This is a genomic window from Kitasatospora sp. NPDC005748 (assembly GCF_040630735.1).
Taxonomy (GTDB): Bacteria; Actinomycetota; Actinomycetes; order Streptomycetales; family Streptomycetaceae; genus Kitasatospora.
Window position 1 is genome coordinate 52,215 of the sequence record NZ_JBEXYD010000034.1, and the last position, 16,592, is coordinate 68,806.

A 16,592-nucleotide genomic window follows, 5' to 3' on the forward strand; every position below is an offset into this window, starting at 1 on the left:
GCGCCCAGCCGCGACCACCCGAACCGGGTGGCCGGTCGACACGGTCCGGGCACCCGGTGACCGGACGCCCCGCGCCCGGGCGCGCCGCGAGCGTCGTGCCCGGTGCCGGGCGAAGACCGAGGAGACGCGCAGCATGGCGTCCCGTTCCCTCCTGAGTGCCCGCTGGTCCGCCCGGGCGGCCCTGGCCTGTGTGCTGGGCGCGGTGGCCGTGCTGGTGGGCACGGTCGGCGCCGGCGGCATCCTGGTGCTCGCCGTCGGGCTGGCCGGGCTGGCGCTCACGGCGGCCGGGACGTGGTGGGTGGTCTCCCACCACGGGGTCGTCCGGCTGGCGGGCGCCCTGCTCGTGGTCGCGGCGCCCGCGGCCGTCGTGGTGGGCTATGCCCGGGCCGGGCTCTGGCCGGTGGCGCTGGCCGCGCTCGCCCTGTGGGCGGTCGCCGCGGCGTTCGCGCGGTCGGCGTTGCGCGCGGCCCGGCCCTTCCACGGCATGCGGGCGGTGGCCCGCGCACTCCCCCGGCACCCCGTGCTGATCATGAACCCGAGGTCCGGCGGCGGCAAGGTCGACCGGTTCGCCCTGGTGGAGCGGGCCGAGGCCCTGGGCGCCCGGGTCGTCCTGCTGGACACCGCGACCCACGTGGACGTCGCCGAACTCGCCCGCCGGGCCGTGGCGGAGGGCGCGGACCTGCTCGGCGTGGCCGGCGGCGACGGCACCCAGGCCACGGTGGCCGAGGTCGCCGCCGAGCACGACCTGCCGTTCCTGGTGATCTCGGCGGGGACGCGCAACCACTTCGCCATGGACCTCGGCCTGGACCGCGACGACCCGGCCCGCTGCCTGGACGCGCTGACCGACGGGGTGGAGCTGCGGGTCGACCTGGGCACCGTGGGCGGCCGGGCCTTCGTCAACACGGCCTCGTTCGGCGCCTACGCCGAGATCGTGCAGACCCCGCAGTACCGCGATGCCAAGGCCGGCTCGGCCCTCAGCGCCCTCCCCGACCTCCTCCTCGGCCACTCCGGGCACGCCCTGGAGGCGGTGCTGGCGGACGGCACCCGGCTGACGGGACAGCAGGCGCTGCTGGTCAGCAACAACCCGTACACGGCTCCCGAACCGACCGTGGTGGGCAACCGCCGGCCGCGGCTGGACCGGGCGACGCTGGGGGTGGTGGGGATCCGGGTGGGCAACGCGTCGCAGGCCGCCGCCGTGGCGCTGCGGGGCAGCCGGGCGGCGGGCCTGCGCGTCCTGACCGCGCCCCGGGTGGTGGTCGACGCCGATGCCGGGCGGATCTCGGTCGCCGTGGACGGGGAGGCGCTGCGGCTCCCGACCCCGGTCACCTGCGCCGTCCGGCCCGGTGCGCTGCGGGTGCTGGTGCCGCGCGACCGCCCGGGGGCCCCGCCGGCCCGGCCCGCCATGGACTGGCGCGAGGTCGCGGCCCTCGCCCTGGGCCGCCGGCCCCCGTCGGGGTGACGGGGCGCCTGGAGACGGGGGCGCGCGACGGTGGGGCGCGTCGGAGCACCCGCGCGCCGGTCGCGGACTTCGACCGCCCTGCGCGGGTTCCGCTCACGCCGGGCCCACCGGACCGGCGCGCCGCCGAGCACCGGCGGCGTACGCCGGTCCGCCCGGACCGTCCGGGGAACGCCGCTTCGGGGGAACGGCCTTGGCGGTTCACCGGAGCCGGCATCCACCGCACATCACCTGCCGAAGTCCCTCCGCACGGCCCGTCGCAGGCCCGTCGAAGGCCCGTCGCAGACCTCGGCTTAGCACGAACTCGCCACGCTGCGGGGGGATTTCCCGGGGATACCCCTCACATGAGCGAACCCCGCCCCGGCCACGGTACGGCGGGCCCGGGACAGGGCAAGTCTGGTGCCTGTGCTCAGCCGGCCGGCCCGATCTAGCCGGCGTCCGGGTTCCGCGGAACGTGCGACAGAGCCACACCGAATCGGCTATAAAACACTGTTACTGATCTTTCGTCAGGAATGTCCCGGAGTTCCGGTTGTCCCGACCCCGGGCCGGGTCCCGGCGCGCACCCTTCGCGCCGGGGCCGCCCGGCCGGGTGCGGGCGCCGGTCCGCCCACGGTCCGGCGCCGCCGGAGCCGGCCCCCGCCCACTCTCCCCACTCCTTCGAGCGCTTGAGGATGCTGATGCTTCGTGCTGGATCGTCACCCGGAGGCCGACGCCCGGCTCCCGTTCTCGTGTGGCTGGTGCCCACGGTCGTGACGGCGGGCGCCGCTGTCGTCGCCGCGCTGGTGGTCTCCACCGGCGCCCGCGCGGGGGTCCTCTGGTCCGGAGCGGTGGGCACCGCGGCGGTGGCGGTGGTGGCGGCCGAGACGGCCCGCCGGGGCCGCGCCCTCGCCGCCCTGCGCGAACGGTTCGCCCTCCAGGAGAACGAGCTGCGCCGCCGGCTGGCCCGGCAGGAGGCCGAGACCCTCCGGCTCGCCCAGACGACCATGCCCGAGGCGATCGCCCGGCTCCGGCGCGGCACCTCGACCGACGAGATCGTGCGCTCGTACGAGCCCCAGGACACCGGCACCGGCCCGCAGTTCCACGCCGCCCGGCTGGCGGTGCTGCGCAGCATCCTGGAGATCGTCGACACCGAGGAGGGCATGCGCGAGGCCACCCAGCGGGCCTTCGTCAACATCGCCCGCCGCGTTCAGGCGATCGTGCACCGGCAGGCCCAGGAACTGCGCCAGATGGAGGACCGGCACGGCAACGACCCGGCGGTCTTCGAGGACCTGCTGCGCCTGGACCACGGCAACGCCCTGATCGGCCGCCTCGCCGACAGCATCGCCGTCCTCGGCGGCGCCCGCCCCGGTCGCCAGTGGCGCAGGGCGGTCCCGCTGTACAGCGTGCTGCGCGGCGGCATGTCGCGCATCCTCGACTACCGCCGGGTGGAACTGCACCCGGTCTCCCAGGTCGCCGTGGTCGGACCGGCCGTCGAGCCGCTCATCCACGCGGTCGCCGAGCTGCTCGACAACGCCACCCGCTACTCCCCGCCGCAGACCAGCGTGCACCTGACCGCCGTCGAGGTGCAGACCGGCATAGCGATCGAGATCGAGGACGGCGGCCTCAGCCTGAGCGAGGAGGGCCGGGCCCGCGCCGAGCGGATGCTCCTGGAGGCGCAGGCCGGCATCGACCTCAACGACCTCGGGGAGACCCCCCGGCTCGGCCTGGCCGTGGTCGGACGGCTCGCGCAGGCCTACGGGTTCCAGATCTCGCTGCGGCCCTCCGCCTACGGCGGGGTGCGCGCGGTGCTGATCGTGCCGCAGGAGCTGATCACCACCGCCCCCGCCACCGGCCGGGCCCACGGCATCGGTGCCGCCGCGAACCCCCTGCCGGCGCCGGACACCGCGCCCCGGCCCTCGGAGCGGACGCGTCCGGTGTCCGTCTCGCGGCCCTGGGGTTCGCGGACCGTCGCCACCGCCTCGCAGCCGTTCCCGGTCGGCGACGACGTGCCGGTGGTGACCGAGCGGACCGCGAACGGCCTGCCCCAGCGCCGCCGCCACGCCGCGCCCTACCGACGGGGCGCGGCCGAATCCCCCCGGATCGCCCCGGCCCCCCGGGCCCCGGAGCCCGCGCCGGCCCCGGCTCAGGCGCCGGCCCAGCCCGGTATGTGGCTGGCCGCGTTCACCGAGGGGGTGAACGGCCACACGCCGTCCACCGACACGGCCGGCCCCACCAGCGAAGAGTCGTCAGGGAAGAGCGAGCAGTGATTCAGCAGCGGAGCAACATGGACTGGATGCTCAAGGATCTGGCGGAGAGCGTCCCGTACACCCGGCACGTCGTCGTCCTCTCCGCCGACGGTCTGCGGATGGCCCAGCACGGCACCGACAACGACACCGCCGACCGGCTCGCCGCCGCCTGCGCCGGCCTGCAGAGCCTCGCCGCCGCGGTCGGGCACGAGTTCCCGCACAGCGACGGCCGGATGCGGCTGGTCGTGATCGAGATGGGCGGCGGCTTCTTCTACCTGATGGCGGCCGGCGCCCGCGCCTACCTCGCCGTGCTGGCCGACGAGGGCGTCGACGCCGGGCTGATGGGCCAGCGGATGCGCGACCTGGTCGCCCGGATCGGCGAGCACCTCACCACACCGGCGCGCAACGGCGGGCAGGTCGCGTGAGTGCGACCGACCAGGACTGGGACGACGGAGAAGCCGAACGCCTCTACGTGATCACGCGCGGCCGCGGCGGACCGGCCGAGCAGACCACGTTCGACCTGGTCACCCTGATCGTCTCCCGGGCGCAGCCGACTCCCTCGATGCAGCCGGAGCACGCGGCGATCCTGCGGATCTGCGGCTCGCCCTTGTCGGTGGCCGAGATCTCCGCCTATCTGCGACTGCCGATGAGCGCGGTCACCGTCCTCCTGGCGGACCTCCTCGCCGAGGAGCTGATCGAGGCCCGGATGCGGGTCCCCCAGGCCGTCCTTCCCGAACGCGCCCTGCTGGAGGCGGTGATACATGGACTTCAGAGACTCTGAGACGGCCCTGGGCCCGCAGCGCGCGGACCTCCTGCCGGCCTCGGCCACCACGGCGGTCAAGGTGGTGATCGTGGGGGGCTTCGGGGTCGGCAAGACGACCCTGGTCGGCTCCGTGAGCGAGATCCGTCCGCTGACGACCGAGGAGACGATGACGCAGGCCGGAGCCGACGTCGACGACACGGCCGGGATCGAGCGCAAGACCTCGACCACGGTCGCGATGGACTTCGGCCGGATCAGCATCAACGAGGAACTGGTGCTGTACGTGTTCGGCACCCCCGGGCAGGAGCGGTTCTGGTTCCTCTGGAACGGCCTGTTCGAGGGTGCGCTCGGCGCGGTCGTGCTCGTCGACACCCGTCGGCTCGAAGTCAGCTTCGAGGTGATCGGACGGCTGGAGGACCGCGGCGTGCCGTTCGTCGTCGCGGCCAACACCTTCCCCGAGTCGCCGAGTTACCCCGTCGAGGAGCTGCGGGCGGCGCTCGACCTGCCGCCCGAGGTGCCGATCGTGGACTGCGACGCCCGCACCCGCGAGTCCAGCCGTGACGTGCTCCTCGCCCTGATGCGCTACCTGTACGACCGGCCGGCGCCCTAGGGGGCACGGCCCGGCCACCGCGCTCCCCGGCCGGTGCCCGGGCCGTGCCCCCGCCGCCCTTCACACTCCCCCCGCCCGCGACGGCCGCCTCCGGGTGGCCGCCCCGCCCCGACCCCGGAGACACCGTGACCTCCCCGTTCCCTGAGGACGCCCTGCCCACCCCGCCGCCCGGCTGCCCCGCGCACGGCCTCGCCACCGGCGGTTCCGGTACCGGCGGCCTGGGCGCCGGCGGCCTCCGGCGGCTCTACGGGCCCGAGGCCGAGGCCGACCCGGCGGGCCTGTACGAGAAGCTGCGCGCCGAACACGGCGAGGTGGCACCGGTCCTGCTGCACGGCGACCTCCCGGCCTGGCTGATCGTCGGCCACTCCGCGAACCTCATCGCGATGCGCACGCCCTCCCGGTTCTCCCGGGACTCCCGCCGCTGGTCGGCCTTCCAGGACGGGCTGGTCTCCCCGGACTCGCCGCTGATGCCGGTGATCGCCTGGCAGCCGCTCTGCGTGTTCGCCGACGGCGAGGAGCACAAGCGCCTGCGCGGCGCCGTCACCGACGGGCTGAACAGCTTCGACCGGCGCGGGGTGCGGCGCCACGTCACCCGCTTCACCGACCAGCTCGTCCAGGAGTTCGGCCCCACCGGCCGGGCCGAGCTGGTCACCCAGTTCGCCGAGCACCTGCCGATGCTCGTGATGACCCAACTGGTCGGCATGCCGGAGGAGTACGGCCCGCACCTGGTCTCCGCCGCCCGCGACCTGATGAAGGGCACCGAGACGGCCATCGCGAGCAACGACTACGTCGTCGCGACGCTGCGCCGGATGATGGAGCGCAAGCGGGTCTCCCCCGGCCCCGACCTGGTGTCCCGGCTGATGCAGCACGAGGCCGGGCTCACCGACGACGAGGTCCTCGAACACCTGCGGGTCGTCCTGCTCGCCGCGAACGAGACGACCGTCAACCTGATCGCGGACACCCTCAAGATGGTCCTCACCGACCAGCGGTTCCGCACCCACCTGTCCGGCGGCCACATGACCCTGGCCGACGCCCTGGACCAGGTGCTCTGGGACGCGGCGCCGATGTCGCTGGTCGCGGGCCGCTGGGCGACCGGCGACACCGAACTCGGCGGGCAGCAGATCAAGGCCGGCGACATGCTCCTGCTCGGCCTCGCGGCCGGCAACTCCGACCCGGCCATCCGCCCCGACCTGGCCACGCCCCTCCACGGGAACCGCTCCCACCTGGCCTTCGGCGCCGGTCCGCACGAGTGCCCCGGCCAGGACATCGGCCGGGCCATCGCCGAGACGGGGATCGACATCCTGCTCACCCGTCTGCCGGACCTCCGCCTCGCGGTCGAGGAGGAGGAGCTGAGCTGGACGTCGGCCTGGATCTCGCGCCACTTGTCCGCCCTGCCCGTCGAGTTCACCCCGAGGACGCCCGAGGGCGAGCGGCGGGCCCCGACCGGCACGCTGCCGCCGCCGCGCAGCGTTCCCTCCACGCCGCCGCCCGCCACGCCGCAGGCCGTCGGGGCACAGGCCACCGCGTCGCAGGCCGTCGGGGTCGAGCCGGCCGGTCCGGCCGACGCCGAGGACTCGCTCGCCGCCGCCGTCACCGTGCCCCGGCCGCGGCGCTCCTGGTGGGACGCGCTGACCCGGTGGTTCCGGCCCTGAGCCGCTCCGGTCCCTGAGCGGGTCCCGGCCCCGGGCTTCCGGCGCTGAGCCGGGCCCCGCTCCCCGGTCCGGCCCAGGCCTCGGTCCGGCCCCGCTCCCCGGTCCGGCTCAGGCCTCGGCCTCGTCCAGGTCGACGGCGGCCGTGCCGTGCAGCACCCGCCCGGCCACCCGCGCCTCCTCCAGGCTCCGGGTGAAGACCTCGATGCGCTCCCGCGGCTCCAGGGACATCAGACCGGGCGGCCACGTTCCCGGCGGCACCACGAGCACGACGGCCCGGCCGCGCCCCTCGGCCGCCGACTCCCAGCCGGGCGAGACCTCGACCGGGGAGGCGGGCTCCCACACCTGCCGCCCGCCGACCAGGACCAGCCTGGCCAGCAGCGGGCCGCGCACCTCCAGCACCCCGGTGGTGTCCGGCGGGTCCCCCGCCGCCAGCGTGAACCCGCTGTCCACCAGGTTCTCGACGAGTTCGCCGTGCAGCGCGGCGCCGACCTCCACGATCACCTCGGCGAGCGGCGGCCCGTCGGCAGTCTCGCGGATCGCCAGCGCCCACACCATCGGCGCCCGCTGCGGGCCCGTGCCCGCCTCATCGGACATCCGGCCCACCGCCCGCCCGCACGCGGCGCTCCGAGCCGAACGGACCGGCCGGGTGCGGCCGCTGACCTCCCGTCCGGGACGGGGCCGGCGCCCACCGGGCGCGTCCGCCGGGAGTCACCTCGCGAGGGCCTGGGTGAACCGCACCAGGTTGCCGGCCGGATCGCGGAACCCGCAGTCGCGGACGCCGTAGGGCTGGTCCATCGGCTCCTGCAACACCTCCCCGCCGGCCGCGCTGACCCGCTCGAAGGCGGCGTCGCAGTCGTCCGTCGCGAAGATGACACCGCGCAGCAGCCCCTTGGCCATCAGCTCCGCCATGGCCTGCCGGTCCGCCGACGAGGCGTTCGGGTCGGCGAGCGGCGGTTCGAGCACGATGTTCACGTCCGGCTGCGAGGGCGCGCCGACGGTCACCCAGCGCATCCCCTCGAACCCGACGTCGTTGCGCACCTCCAGGCCGAGCACGTCGCGGTAGAAGGCGATCGCCTTGTCGTGGTCGTCGACGGCGATGAAGCACTGCGAGAGCCTGATGTCCATGCGGCCCAGGCTACGACCGGGGGGCGGCGCCCGCTTCTCCGTTCCTGACCGGCCGCGTGTGGATCTTGGCGATGCAGGCCGGGACGGCGGCGCCGTCCTCGTGGTCACGGGCCCGGTAGCTGCTCGGGTTCTCGCCGACCAGCTCGGTGAAGCGGGTGCTGAACGAGCCGAGCGACGTACAGCCGACCGCGAAGCACACCTCGGTCACCGTGAGGTCGCCGCGGCGCAGCAGCGCCTTGGCCCGCTCGATGCGGCGGGTCATCAGGTAGCTGTAGGGCGTCTCGCCGAAGGCGGCGCGGAAGCTGCGGGAGAAGTGGCCCGAGGACATCAGGGCATCCCGGGCAAGGGCGGCGACGTCCAGTGGCTCGGCGTAGTCGCGGTCCATCCGGTCCCGGGCCCGCCGCAGCCGGACGAGGTCGTCGAGCTCTTGCCGCTTCACCCGGCCAGTCTCCCACAGCGCCCCGGACCGGGGCCGGGCGCGGACCCCACCGCCCGCCCGCGCGGACGCGGGGGTCCGCGCGGGCGGGGGCGGTGGGGTCAGGCTCCGACGTAGGCGGCGAGGTGCTCGCCGGTCAGCGTCGAGCGGGCGGCCACCAGCTCGGCCGGGGTGCCCTCGAAGACGATCCGGCCGCCGTTGTGGCCGGCGCCGGGGCCGAGGTCGATGATCCAGTCGGCGTGGGCCATGACCGCCTGGTGGTGCTCGACGACGATGACCGACTTGCCGGCGTCGACGAGCCGGTCGAGCAGGCCGAGCAGCTGTTCGACGTCGGCGAGGTGGAGACCGGCGGTCGGCTCGTCCAGGACGTAGACGCCGCCCTTGTCAGCCATGTGGGTGGCCAGCTTGAGCCGCTGCCGCTCGCCGCCGGAGAGGGTGGTGAGCGGCTGGCCGAGGCTGAGGTAGCCGAGCCCGACGTCGGCCAGCCGGCCGAGGACGGCGTGCGCCGCCGGGGTGCGCGCCTCACCGGCGCCGAAGAACTCCTCCGCCTCCGTCACCGACATCGCGAGCACCTCGCTGATGTCGCGGCCGCCGAGCCGGTACTCCAGCACCGCCGCCTGGAACCGCTTGCCCTCGCACTCCTCGCAGGTGCTGGCGACGCCGGCCATCATCGCGAGGTCGGTGAAGACGACCCCGGCGCCGTTGCAGGTCGGGCAGGCACCCTCGGAGTTGGCGCTGAACAGGGCCGGCTTCACCCCGTTGGCCTTGGCGAACGCCTTGCGGATCGGGTCGAGCAGCCCGGTGTACGTCGCGGGGTTGCTGCGCCGCGAGCCGCGGATCGGGCTCTGGTCGACCGAGACCACGCCCTGCTCGGCGCCCAGCGGGCCCTTGACCAGCGAGCCGTGCACGAGCGAGCTCTTGCCGGAGCCGGCGACTCCGGTGACCACGGCCAGCACCCCGAGCGGGATGTCGACGTCGACGTCGCGCAGGTTGTTGGCCGTCGCGCCCCGGACCTCCAGCACGCCGGTGGGCTTGCGCACCTCCTCCTTGACGGCGGCCCGGTCGTCGAAGTGGCGGCCGGTGACGGTGCCGCTGGCCCGCAGCCCCTCGACGGTGCCCTCGAAGCAGACGGTGCCGCCCGCCGTGCCGGCGCCCGGGCCGAGGTCGACGATGTGGTCGGCGATCACGATCGTCTCCGGCTTGTGCTCCACCACGAGCACCGTGTTGCCCTTGTCCCGCAGCCGCAGCAGCAGGTCGTTCATCCGCTGGATGTCGTGCGGGTGCAGCCCCGCGGTGGGCTCGTCGAAGACGTAGGTGGTGTCGGTGAGCGAGGAGCCGAGGTGGCGGATCATCTTGACCCGCTGGGCCTCGCCGCCGGACAGCGTGCCGGACGCCCGGTCCAGCGCGAGGTAACCCAGACCGATCTCCACGAACGAGTCGAGGGTCTGCTTCAGCGCGGTGAGCAGGGGCGCCACCGACGGCTCCGTGAGGCCGCCGACCCAGACGGCCAGGTCGCTGATCTGCATCGCGCAGGCCTCGGCGATGCTGATCCGCCCGATCTTCGACGACCGGGCGCCCTCGCTGAGCCGGGTGCCCTCGCACTCGGGGCAGGTGGTGAAGGTGACCGCCCGCTCCACGAACGCCCGGATGTGCGGCTGCAGCGATTCCTTGTCCTTGGACAGGAAGGACTTCTGGATCTTGGGGATCAGGCCCTCGTAGGTGAGGTTCACCCCCTCGACCTTCACCTTGGTCGGCTCCCGGTAGAGGAAGTCCTGCATCTCCTTCTTGGTGAACTTCCGGATCGGCTTGTTCGGGTCGAGGAAACCGGACTCGGCGTAGACCCGCACCGTCCAGAAGCTGTCCGACTTCCACCCGGGGATGGTGAACGCGCCCTCGGCGAGCGACTTGGAGTCGTCGTAGAGCTGGGTGAGGTCGATGTCGGAGACGCTGCCCCGGCCCTCGCAGCGCGGGCACATGCCGCCGGTGCGCTGGAAGGTCGCCTTCACCGTCTTCTTGTCGCCGCGCTCGACGGTGATGGCCCCGCTGGCCCGGACGGAGGGCACGTTGAAGGCGTAGGCGCTCGGCGGGCCGATGTGCGGCTCGCCCAGCCGGCTGAAGAGGATGCGCAGCATCGCGTTGGCGTCGGTGGCGGTGCCGACCGTGGAGCGGGGGTCGCTGCCCATCCGCTGCTGGTCGACGATGATCGCGGTGGTCAGCCCTTCGAGGACGTCGACCTCGGGCCGTGCCAGCGTCGGCATGAAGCCCTGGACGAATGCGCTGTAGGTCTCGTTGATCAGCCGCTGCGACTCCGCCGCGATCGTGCCGAACACCAGGGAGCTCTTGCCCGAGCCGGAGACACCGGTGAGCACCGTCAGCCGGCGCTTCGGGATCTCGACGCTGACGTCCTTGAGGTTGTTCACCCGCGCGCCGTGCACGCGGATCACGTCGTGGCTGTCGGCAGCGTGCGGCGCAGTCGGCTGCGCGTCCGTCCTCTTGGCCATGCCTGTCGTCTCTCCATCCGTCGTGCGGGCCGCCCTCGCGGGCTGTCTCGGCGGCACCGGCTCGATCCAACCAGGTCCCACCGACACTCTCGTGTCGCCGGCCGGGCCGGCGGACCTCGCCGATCCGGCCGTGTCGCCCGCGGGGTCGCGGAACCAGGCTAGGCACGAGCGGGCGGTCGCGGCTTCTCGGATCCTGATCGGTCCGGGTGCCCGCCCGGCGGCCGCGCGGTCGCCTCCGGTCGCGGTCCCCGGTCGCGGTCCCCGGTCGCGGCCTTCGATCGCGGTCCTGGGTCACGGCCTCCGGCACGACGGGAGCTGACACGGCGTGAGCATAGGATCCGATGGTTCACGGAGCATCGATCCCGGCGGAGGCGCCCACCCATGTCCGATCAGCGCGTTGTCATCGTGACCGGCGGCGGTACCGGCATCGGGGCGGCCACCGCCCGGCTGCTACGGGCCGAGGGCTGCCGGGTGGTGGTCTCCGGGCGGCGGTCCGAACCGCTGGAGCGGGTGGCCCGGGAGACCGGCGCGCTCGCCCGGGTGTCGGACACCACCGACCCGGACGACGTGCACGCCCTGGTGGAGGAGACCGTCTCGGCCTTCGGCCGGCTGGACGGGGTGGTGCTCAACGCCGGTGTCGGCCGGGGCGGTTCGGTCGGCGACGTCACCCTGGACGACTGGGAGCTGGTGATGCGCACCAACCTCACCGGTCCCTTCCTCGTACTGCGGGCCGCCCTGCCCCACCTGCTGCGGTCGCGGGGGTCCGTGGTGGCGGTCTCCTCGGTCTCCGCCCTGCGCAACGGGGTGGGGAACGCGGCCTACGCCACCTCGAAGGCCGCGCTGCTGCAGCTCTGCCGCTCGCTCGCCGTCGACTACGGCCACCGCGGGCTGCGGGCCAACACCGTCTGCCCCGGCTGGGTGCGCACGGAGATGGCCGACCGCCGGATGGCCCGCTTCGCGGACGAGGAGGGGCTGGCCGACACCGACGCGGCGTACCGGGAGGCGACCCGGCTGACGCCGACCGGCCGGCCGGGCGAGCCCGAGGAGGTGGCCGCGGCGATCGGCTGGCTGCTGTCCCCGGCGGCGAGCTACGTCAACGGCGCGGTCCTCACCGTGGACGGCGGGGTCACCGCCCTCGACCCGGGCACCACGGCCTTCGACTTCCGGCTGGAGCCGCGGCACGGCGCGTGACACCGCCCGGGCTCGTCCGGCCGCGCGAGCCGGTCGCCGGCTGGTCGGAGCTCCGCACGCCCTCTCGAACCCGCCGTCCGGGCACGGGGCCCGCTGCCCGCCCTGCTGCGGCTGCGGGACGCCACCCTCCCGCTCTGCTCGCCCTCCCGGGGCCCCGGACCTGGACGACACGATCCGGACGGGGCTCGGCGACCTCGCCGCGCCGCAGCCGGGCGGCGGCCTGCTCCGTCCGGTGCGGGCGGCGGTGGCCGCCGGGGCCGCTCCGGCCGGTCCGGTTCCCGGCGCGACGGGGCACCGGCGGCGAACCCGGCCCGGGACGGCAGGCATGAAACGGCCGATCCGGGTCAGACGAGGCACGCACCGCGCCCGTTCGTCGTCGACAAGGAGCCGTAGCGTGAGCGACATCTCCCACCTGCCCGGCACACCGGAGCACCGTTGGAACCGGCCGCAGCACGCCGCGTGCCGGAGCACCGACGGCAGGCGCCTCTTCCAGCGCGTGGGCGCCGCCGACGCGGGCCACGGCGAGGCCGAGGAAGCGGCCAAGGCCCTCTGCGGTGACTGCCCGGTGCGGATCGAGTGCCGCCGCCACGCCCTCGCCGCGCGTGAGCCGTTCGGCGTCTGGGGCGGGCTGGGCGCGGAGGAGCGCCACGCCCTCTTCGTCCACGACCGGACGTTCGTCCGCCCGGCCGCCTGACGTCCCGGGCTTCCTACGTTCCCGGACGCCTGACGTCCGGGGCTTCCTCACCTCCCGGGGTCGGTCGCACCGCCGGACGGCTCCGCAGCCCTGGAGCCGGGACCGATCCCCGAGCCCGGCCGGCCGAGGCCATGCCGCGGCCGGCCGGGCACCGGCAACCCCGCACACGCGGGCGGCGGTGGCGCGGCGGGGCCCCTCGCCCGCGCCGCGCCACCGTCGCGGGCGGCACGGCGCACACCGTGCCGCCGTGGTGGCGGTCAGCCGCGCCGGACGGCCAGCTCGATCTCGCGGGCGGTCCCGTCCCCCGGCGCGGGGAGGTGGTGGCCGGTGGGCTCGAAGCCGGTCTTCCGGTACATCGCCCCGGCCCGGCCGTTGGCCTCGTGGACGAAGAGCCGCACCCGCTCGACGCGCGGCTCGGCGAGCGACCAGGACCAGTCCAGGGCGGCCTCGAAGAGCCCCTGCGCGACGCCGCTGCCGCGCGCCTCGGACCGCACGAAGACGCCGACGACATGGGTCTGCGCCTGCTCCGGGACATCACCGAAGAAGGTCGCCGTACCGGCGTGCTCGACCAGCACCGAGACGGTGCCGAGCCAGCGCCCGTCGGCCCCCTCCGCGACGAACTGCCGCGCGGCGACGCCCTCGGCCGCACCGGCGGCGCGCTCCTGCCAGAACTCGTCCGGCTGGGCGGCCGCCTTCTCGTAGCTGTCGTGGAAGGCGATGGGCGCCGCCGGATCGAGCAGCGCGTCCAGTCGGAGCTGCTTGATCTTCGGCCAGTCCTCGGCGTCCACCGCCCTGATGATGTGCTTCATGCGCATGATCATCCCACCGCCACCGGCCGGCCCCGCAGCGGGGGGAGCCGCCCGCCCGAACGGCGGGACGAAGGCCAGCAGCTCGGCGACGAGCAGCAGGTCCCCGTCCCCGGAGGCGAGCGGCGAAGGAGTGGACCCCCCGAGTGGATCTTCGAGGCTCCCGGGCCGGTTCCCGTGATCCGCGTCACCGGGGCCGCCCGGGGCGGGGCGACGGACCTCGGGCACCCGCCCCGCCGGTGCGGTCAGCGGCCGAGCACCGCGTCCGCGGCCTGGCCCGCCTGGGCCTGCTCGATGCGCTTGGCCAGCAGGACGGCGAGGCGCTGCGCCGTCGCGGTGTCCGCCGGGCCGTCCTCGGTGGTCACGGTGGCGACCACGGTGCCGGCCCGCATCACGACGGCGATGCCGTCCCGGCCGCCGGGCTCGCCCTGCCAGGCCCGGCTCTCGGTGCCGATGGCGGGCAGCTCCACGGCGTGGTAGCGGGTGGCGTCTCCGTACGCCGCGTACGCCGCCTTGAGCTTGTCCTGGGCGGCCGCCTTGGTCGGCAGGGTGTCGACGAGGAAGCGCGCGACCACGTCGCCGGAGCTGAACCTCGCCTCGCCGCTGAGCGGCTTGCCGTTGCAGGCCGCGGGGTTCTGGCAGTCCGCGGAGTGGTCGGTGAGGTCGACCCGCCGCTTCTCCTGCTCCCAGCCGGTCATCGCGGCCTGGTCCGGCATCAGCTGCAGGACGGCCCGGTAGTCGAGCAGCGGCGTCGCGGCGTCGCTCCAGACGGGCATCGGGACGGTGCCGGCCGCCGGGCCGCCACCGGGCGCGGCGGTACCGCCGGACGGCGCCGCGCCGGGCGCCGGGGCACCGCCGGCGGCCGCACCGGGCGAGGCGCCCGCGCCGCCGGTGGAGGCCTGCGGCGACGCGGTGCCCGCACCCGCGCTCGCCTCCGCGCTCGCACCGGCACCGGCCGTCGCCGTGCCCCGGCCGGCCGCCGCGGCGGCGTCGCCCGAGGCCTTCGAACCGCTGGAGCCGCAGGCCGTCAGGACCCCCAGCAGCACCCCGGCCGTAGCCACCGTCATCGTGCGACCGACCAACTTCACAGCACTCTCCCTCGTACCCCGGTGTCCGTGGACCGCCAAGGAACCATAGCCCCGACCTCCCCGGCTCCGTCCCGCCCCTCCCCCTTCGCCGGTCGGGGCCCGTTCTCCGGGCTCCCGCGCCCGGCTGCGCCCGGGCCCAGCCGCGGATACGCTGACGCCGACCCCCGCCGTCAGCGCCTGAGGCCCCCATGAACCACTCGTTGGTCCTCTCCGCCGTCCCGCGGCTCGCCGGCTCGGCCATCCTCGGAGCGGCCCTCGGAACGGTCGTCGCCGTCCTGACGGGCGTGCCGCTGGGCGTCCTCGCCGGCATCGCCGGAGCGGAGACGGCCTTCGTCGTGGCGGGGTGGATCGTCCTGTGGCCGATGGACGCCGCCGCCACCCGCCGCAACGTCCGGCGCGAGGAGTTCCGGCCCGCCCTGGAGGAGTTCGCCGTCGTCACCGCCGCGCTGTGCGGACTGGTCGGCATCGTGCTGCTGTTCCTGGCCAGCCGCTCCGACCTGAGCCGGGCCGCGGCCGCGACGGCCCTCTGCGGCGTGTTCACGGCCTGGGCGGCGCTCCACCTGATGTACGCCACCCGCTACGCGTACATCTACTACGGGAGCCCCGGCGGCGGGATCGACTTCAACACCGAGGTCCCGCCCCGGTACAGCGACTTCCTGTACTTCAGCTACAACCTCGGCATGACGTACCAGGTCTCCGACACCAGCGTCTCCAGTACCGGGCTGCGGGCGGTCGTGCTGCGGCACTGCCTGCTGTCCTACGTCTTCGGCGCCAGCATCCTGGCCACCACCATCAACCTTGTCGCCGACATCGCCACCGGCCGCTGAACCGCCGCCCGGCCCGGCGCTCCGGACGGCCTTCGGAGGGCCGCCGGGTCAGTGCCCGGCCGGGGCCAGCAGGGCGTCCGCGAGCGCGGTGCGGGCGTAGAGGACGGAGCGGCCGCTGCGGTGCGCGGTCACCAGGCCGGCGTTGCGCAGGGCCGTCAGGTGCTGGGAGACGCCGGCCGCGGACAGGCCGGACCGCTGGGCGAGCCGGGTGGTAGACGCGGGCGTGTCCAGCTCGGTCAGCAGCATCGTGCGGGAGCGGCCCAGCACGGCGGCCACCGCGTCCGGGGAGGTGGTGGCCCGGGGCTCCCAGAGGTTGCCGATCCCGCGCGCCGGATAGGCGAGCTGCGGCGGCTCCGGCGCCACCGACCGGGTCAGCACCTTCGGCCAGGCGAACGCGGAGGGCACCAGGAGCAGCCCGGAACCGACCTGGTCACGGGTCAGCGCGCAGTGCCGGCGGACCAGCCGCAGGGTGCCGTCGTCCCACCGGACGGAGTCGTGCAGCTCGTTGAGCACGTGGGCCGAGCCGTGCTCCGCCACCTGCCGCGCCCGGTGGAACACATCGGCTTCGAGCAACCGCCGGATCCGCTCCCAGTAGGGCGCGAGGGCGAGCTCCCAGTAGGCCTCGACCTCCGCCGTGACCTTCGCCAACGCCTCCTCCGGAGCCTCGGACAGGATCCGGAACCGGGCAGGCGCCCCGTCGTCGCGCTCGGCGGCCAGCATCCCGAGCTCGACCCGCACCCGCTCGGGCGCGGTCCGCCGGATCGCCTCCAGCTCGGTGGCGAGCGTGGGGAACGGGCCGGCCGGAGTCGGATTGAGGAAGTCCGCGAGGTAGCCGTCGACGGGCACGAGCTCCGCCAACCACCCCCGGTCGAGCCCCGCCCGCACCAGCCGCGGCCGGACCTGCTCGGCCCACCGCCGGTACAACGGCTGCTCGTCCGCCCGCCGCAGCAGCCGGAAGCTGGTGACGACCTCCCACATGGGCGACACCGCGAACCGCGTCTGAGCCAGGTCCGCCGCGGAGAAACTCAGCCCCGACTGCATCCGCCCCACCCTCCCTCGCCCTCCGCCCGAGCCTAATCGACGGGGCCCGGGGCCGCGGAGCGCAGGGATCATCCGGAAACGCACGGCCGAGCCGAGGGATCCGTCAGAAACCTCGTTCACCGGGTTAACGCTGGGGCCCTCCCGGCACTCCTGGTTGTGGAAGTGTTGAACGAGAGCAAG

General features: G+C 75.0%; 16 protein-coding genes. 9 read left to right on the forward strand and 7 right to left on the reverse strand.

All coding sequences use genetic code 11. The annotated features are described in order from the left end of the window. The first annotated feature begins 133 nt into the window (after nucleotides 1-133). The 6 genes from ABZ495_RS23410 to ABZ495_RS23435 all read left to right on the forward strand — a co-directional run bounded on the left by ABZ495_RS23410 (nucleotide 134) and on the right by ABZ495_RS23435 (nucleotide 6,703). On the forward strand, nucleotides 134-1,459 hold the full coding sequence (locus tag ABZ495_RS23410) for a diacylglycerol kinase family protein (protein ID WP_329485727.1): 1,326 nt from the start codon (nucleotides 134-136) through the stop codon (nucleotides 1,457-1,459). A 674-nt stretch (nucleotides 1,460-2,133) separates the two neighbouring features. Continuing rightward, on the forward strand, nucleotides 2,134-3,702 hold the full coding sequence (locus ABZ495_RS23415; RefSeq protein ID WP_329485728.1) for an ATP-binding protein: 1,569 nt from the start codon (nucleotides 2,134-2,136) through the stop codon (nucleotides 3,700-3,702). Beyond that, nucleotides 3,699-4,106 carry a roadblock/LC7 domain-containing protein gene (locus ABZ495_RS23420; RefSeq protein WP_329485730.1) on the forward strand — a complete coding sequence of 136 codons (408 nt, stop codon included), beginning with the start codon at nucleotides 3,699-3,701 and terminating at the stop codon, nucleotides 4,104-4,106. Before ABZ495_RS23415 ends, ABZ495_RS23420 begins: the two co-directional genes overlap by 4 nt. Further along, nucleotides 4,103-4,462 (forward strand): DUF742 domain-containing protein, encoded by a 360-nt coding sequence (locus ABZ495_RS23425; protein ID WP_359807533.1) that lies wholly within the window; start codon nucleotides 4,103-4,105, stop codon nucleotides 4,460-4,462. The genes ABZ495_RS23420 and ABZ495_RS23425 overlap by 4 nt, the downstream gene beginning before the upstream one ends. Then, nucleotides 4,443-5,051 (forward strand): ATP/GTP-binding protein, encoded by a 609-nt coding sequence (locus ABZ495_RS23430; RefSeq protein WP_329485733.1) that lies wholly within the window; start codon nucleotides 4,443-4,445, stop codon nucleotides 5,049-5,051. Before ABZ495_RS23425 ends, ABZ495_RS23430 begins: the two co-directional genes overlap by 20 nt. A 125-nt stretch (nucleotides 5,052-5,176) precedes the next feature. Beyond that, entirely contained in the window at nucleotides 5,177-6,703 is a 1,527-nt protein-coding gene (locus tag ABZ495_RS23435) for a cytochrome P450 (protein ID WP_359837857.1), read from the forward strand. 108 nt (nucleotides 6,704-6,811) lie between these two features. Here ABZ495_RS23435 and ABZ495_RS23440 read toward each other — a convergent pair whose 3' ends face one another. The 4 genes from ABZ495_RS23440 to ABZ495_RS23455 all read right to left on the reverse strand — a co-directional run bounded on the left by ABZ495_RS23440 (nucleotide 6,812) and on the right by ABZ495_RS23455 (nucleotide 10,765). Continuing rightward, a complete protein-coding gene (locus ABZ495_RS23440; protein ID WP_329485736.1) occupies nucleotides 6,812-7,297 on the reverse strand; it encodes a hypothetical protein in 486 nt (161 codons plus the stop codon). Between the two features lie 114 nt (nucleotides 7,298-7,411). Continuing rightward, the gene (locus ABZ495_RS23445) at nucleotides 7,412-7,828 is read right to left on the reverse strand and encodes a VOC family protein (protein WP_329485738.1); all 417 of its coding nucleotides are present in this window, start codon (nucleotides 7,826-7,828) and stop codon (nucleotides 7,412-7,414) included. Nucleotides 7,829-7,838: 10 nt separating this feature from the next. Next, entirely contained in the window at nucleotides 7,839-8,213 is a 375-nt protein-coding gene (locus ABZ495_RS23450; RefSeq protein WP_329491999.1) for a helix-turn-helix transcriptional regulator, read from the reverse strand. A 152-nt stretch (nucleotides 8,214-8,365) separates the two neighbouring features. Then, nucleotides 8,366-10,765 carry an excinuclease ABC subunit UvrA gene (locus ABZ495_RS23455; RefSeq protein WP_359837859.1) on the reverse strand — a complete coding sequence of 800 codons (2,400 nt, stop codon included), beginning with the start codon at nucleotides 10,763-10,765 and terminating at the stop codon, nucleotides 8,366-8,368. Nucleotides 10,766-11,146: 381 nt separating this feature from the next. Between ABZ495_RS23455 and ABZ495_RS23460 the strand changes: the two genes are divergently transcribed. Beyond that, on the forward strand, nucleotides 11,147-11,956 hold the full coding sequence (locus ABZ495_RS23460; protein ID WP_359837860.1) for an SDR family oxidoreductase: 810 nt from the start codon (nucleotides 11,147-11,149) through the stop codon (nucleotides 11,954-11,956). A gap of 394 nt (nucleotides 11,957-12,350) precedes the next feature. Beyond that, nucleotides 12,351-12,650, forward strand: a complete 300-nt coding sequence (locus ABZ495_RS23465; RefSeq protein WP_359837861.1) for a WhiB family transcriptional regulator — start codon at nucleotides 12,351-12,353, stop codon at nucleotides 12,648-12,650. A 257-nt stretch (nucleotides 12,651-12,907) separates the two neighbouring features. Here the strand turns inward: ABZ495_RS23465 and ABZ495_RS23470 are convergent, their stop codons facing one another. Beyond that, entirely contained in the window at nucleotides 12,908-13,459 is a 552-nt protein-coding gene (locus ABZ495_RS23470) for a GNAT family N-acetyltransferase (protein WP_359837862.1), read from the reverse strand. 242 nt (nucleotides 13,460-13,701) lie between these two features. After that, complete coding sequence (locus ABZ495_RS23475) at nucleotides 13,702-14,544, reverse strand: hypothetical protein (protein ID WP_359807517.1); 843 nt, start codon at nucleotides 14,542-14,544, stop codon at nucleotides 13,702-13,704. A gap of 188 nt (nucleotides 14,545-14,732) precedes the next feature. Between ABZ495_RS23475 and ABZ495_RS23480 the strand changes: the two genes are divergently transcribed. Next, nucleotides 14,733-15,371 carry a DUF1345 domain-containing protein gene (locus ABZ495_RS23480; protein WP_359807514.1) on the forward strand — a complete coding sequence of 213 codons (639 nt, stop codon included), beginning with the start codon at nucleotides 14,733-14,735 and terminating at the stop codon, nucleotides 15,369-15,371. A 48-nt stretch (nucleotides 15,372-15,419) separates the two neighbouring features. Here the strand turns inward: ABZ495_RS23480 and ABZ495_RS23485 are convergent, their stop codons facing one another. Further along, nucleotides 15,420-16,349 (reverse strand): DUF5937 family protein, encoded by a 930-nt coding sequence (locus ABZ495_RS23485; protein WP_359837864.1) that lies wholly within the window; start codon nucleotides 16,347-16,349, stop codon nucleotides 15,420-15,422. Nucleotides 16,350-16,592: the final 243 nt, after the last annotated feature.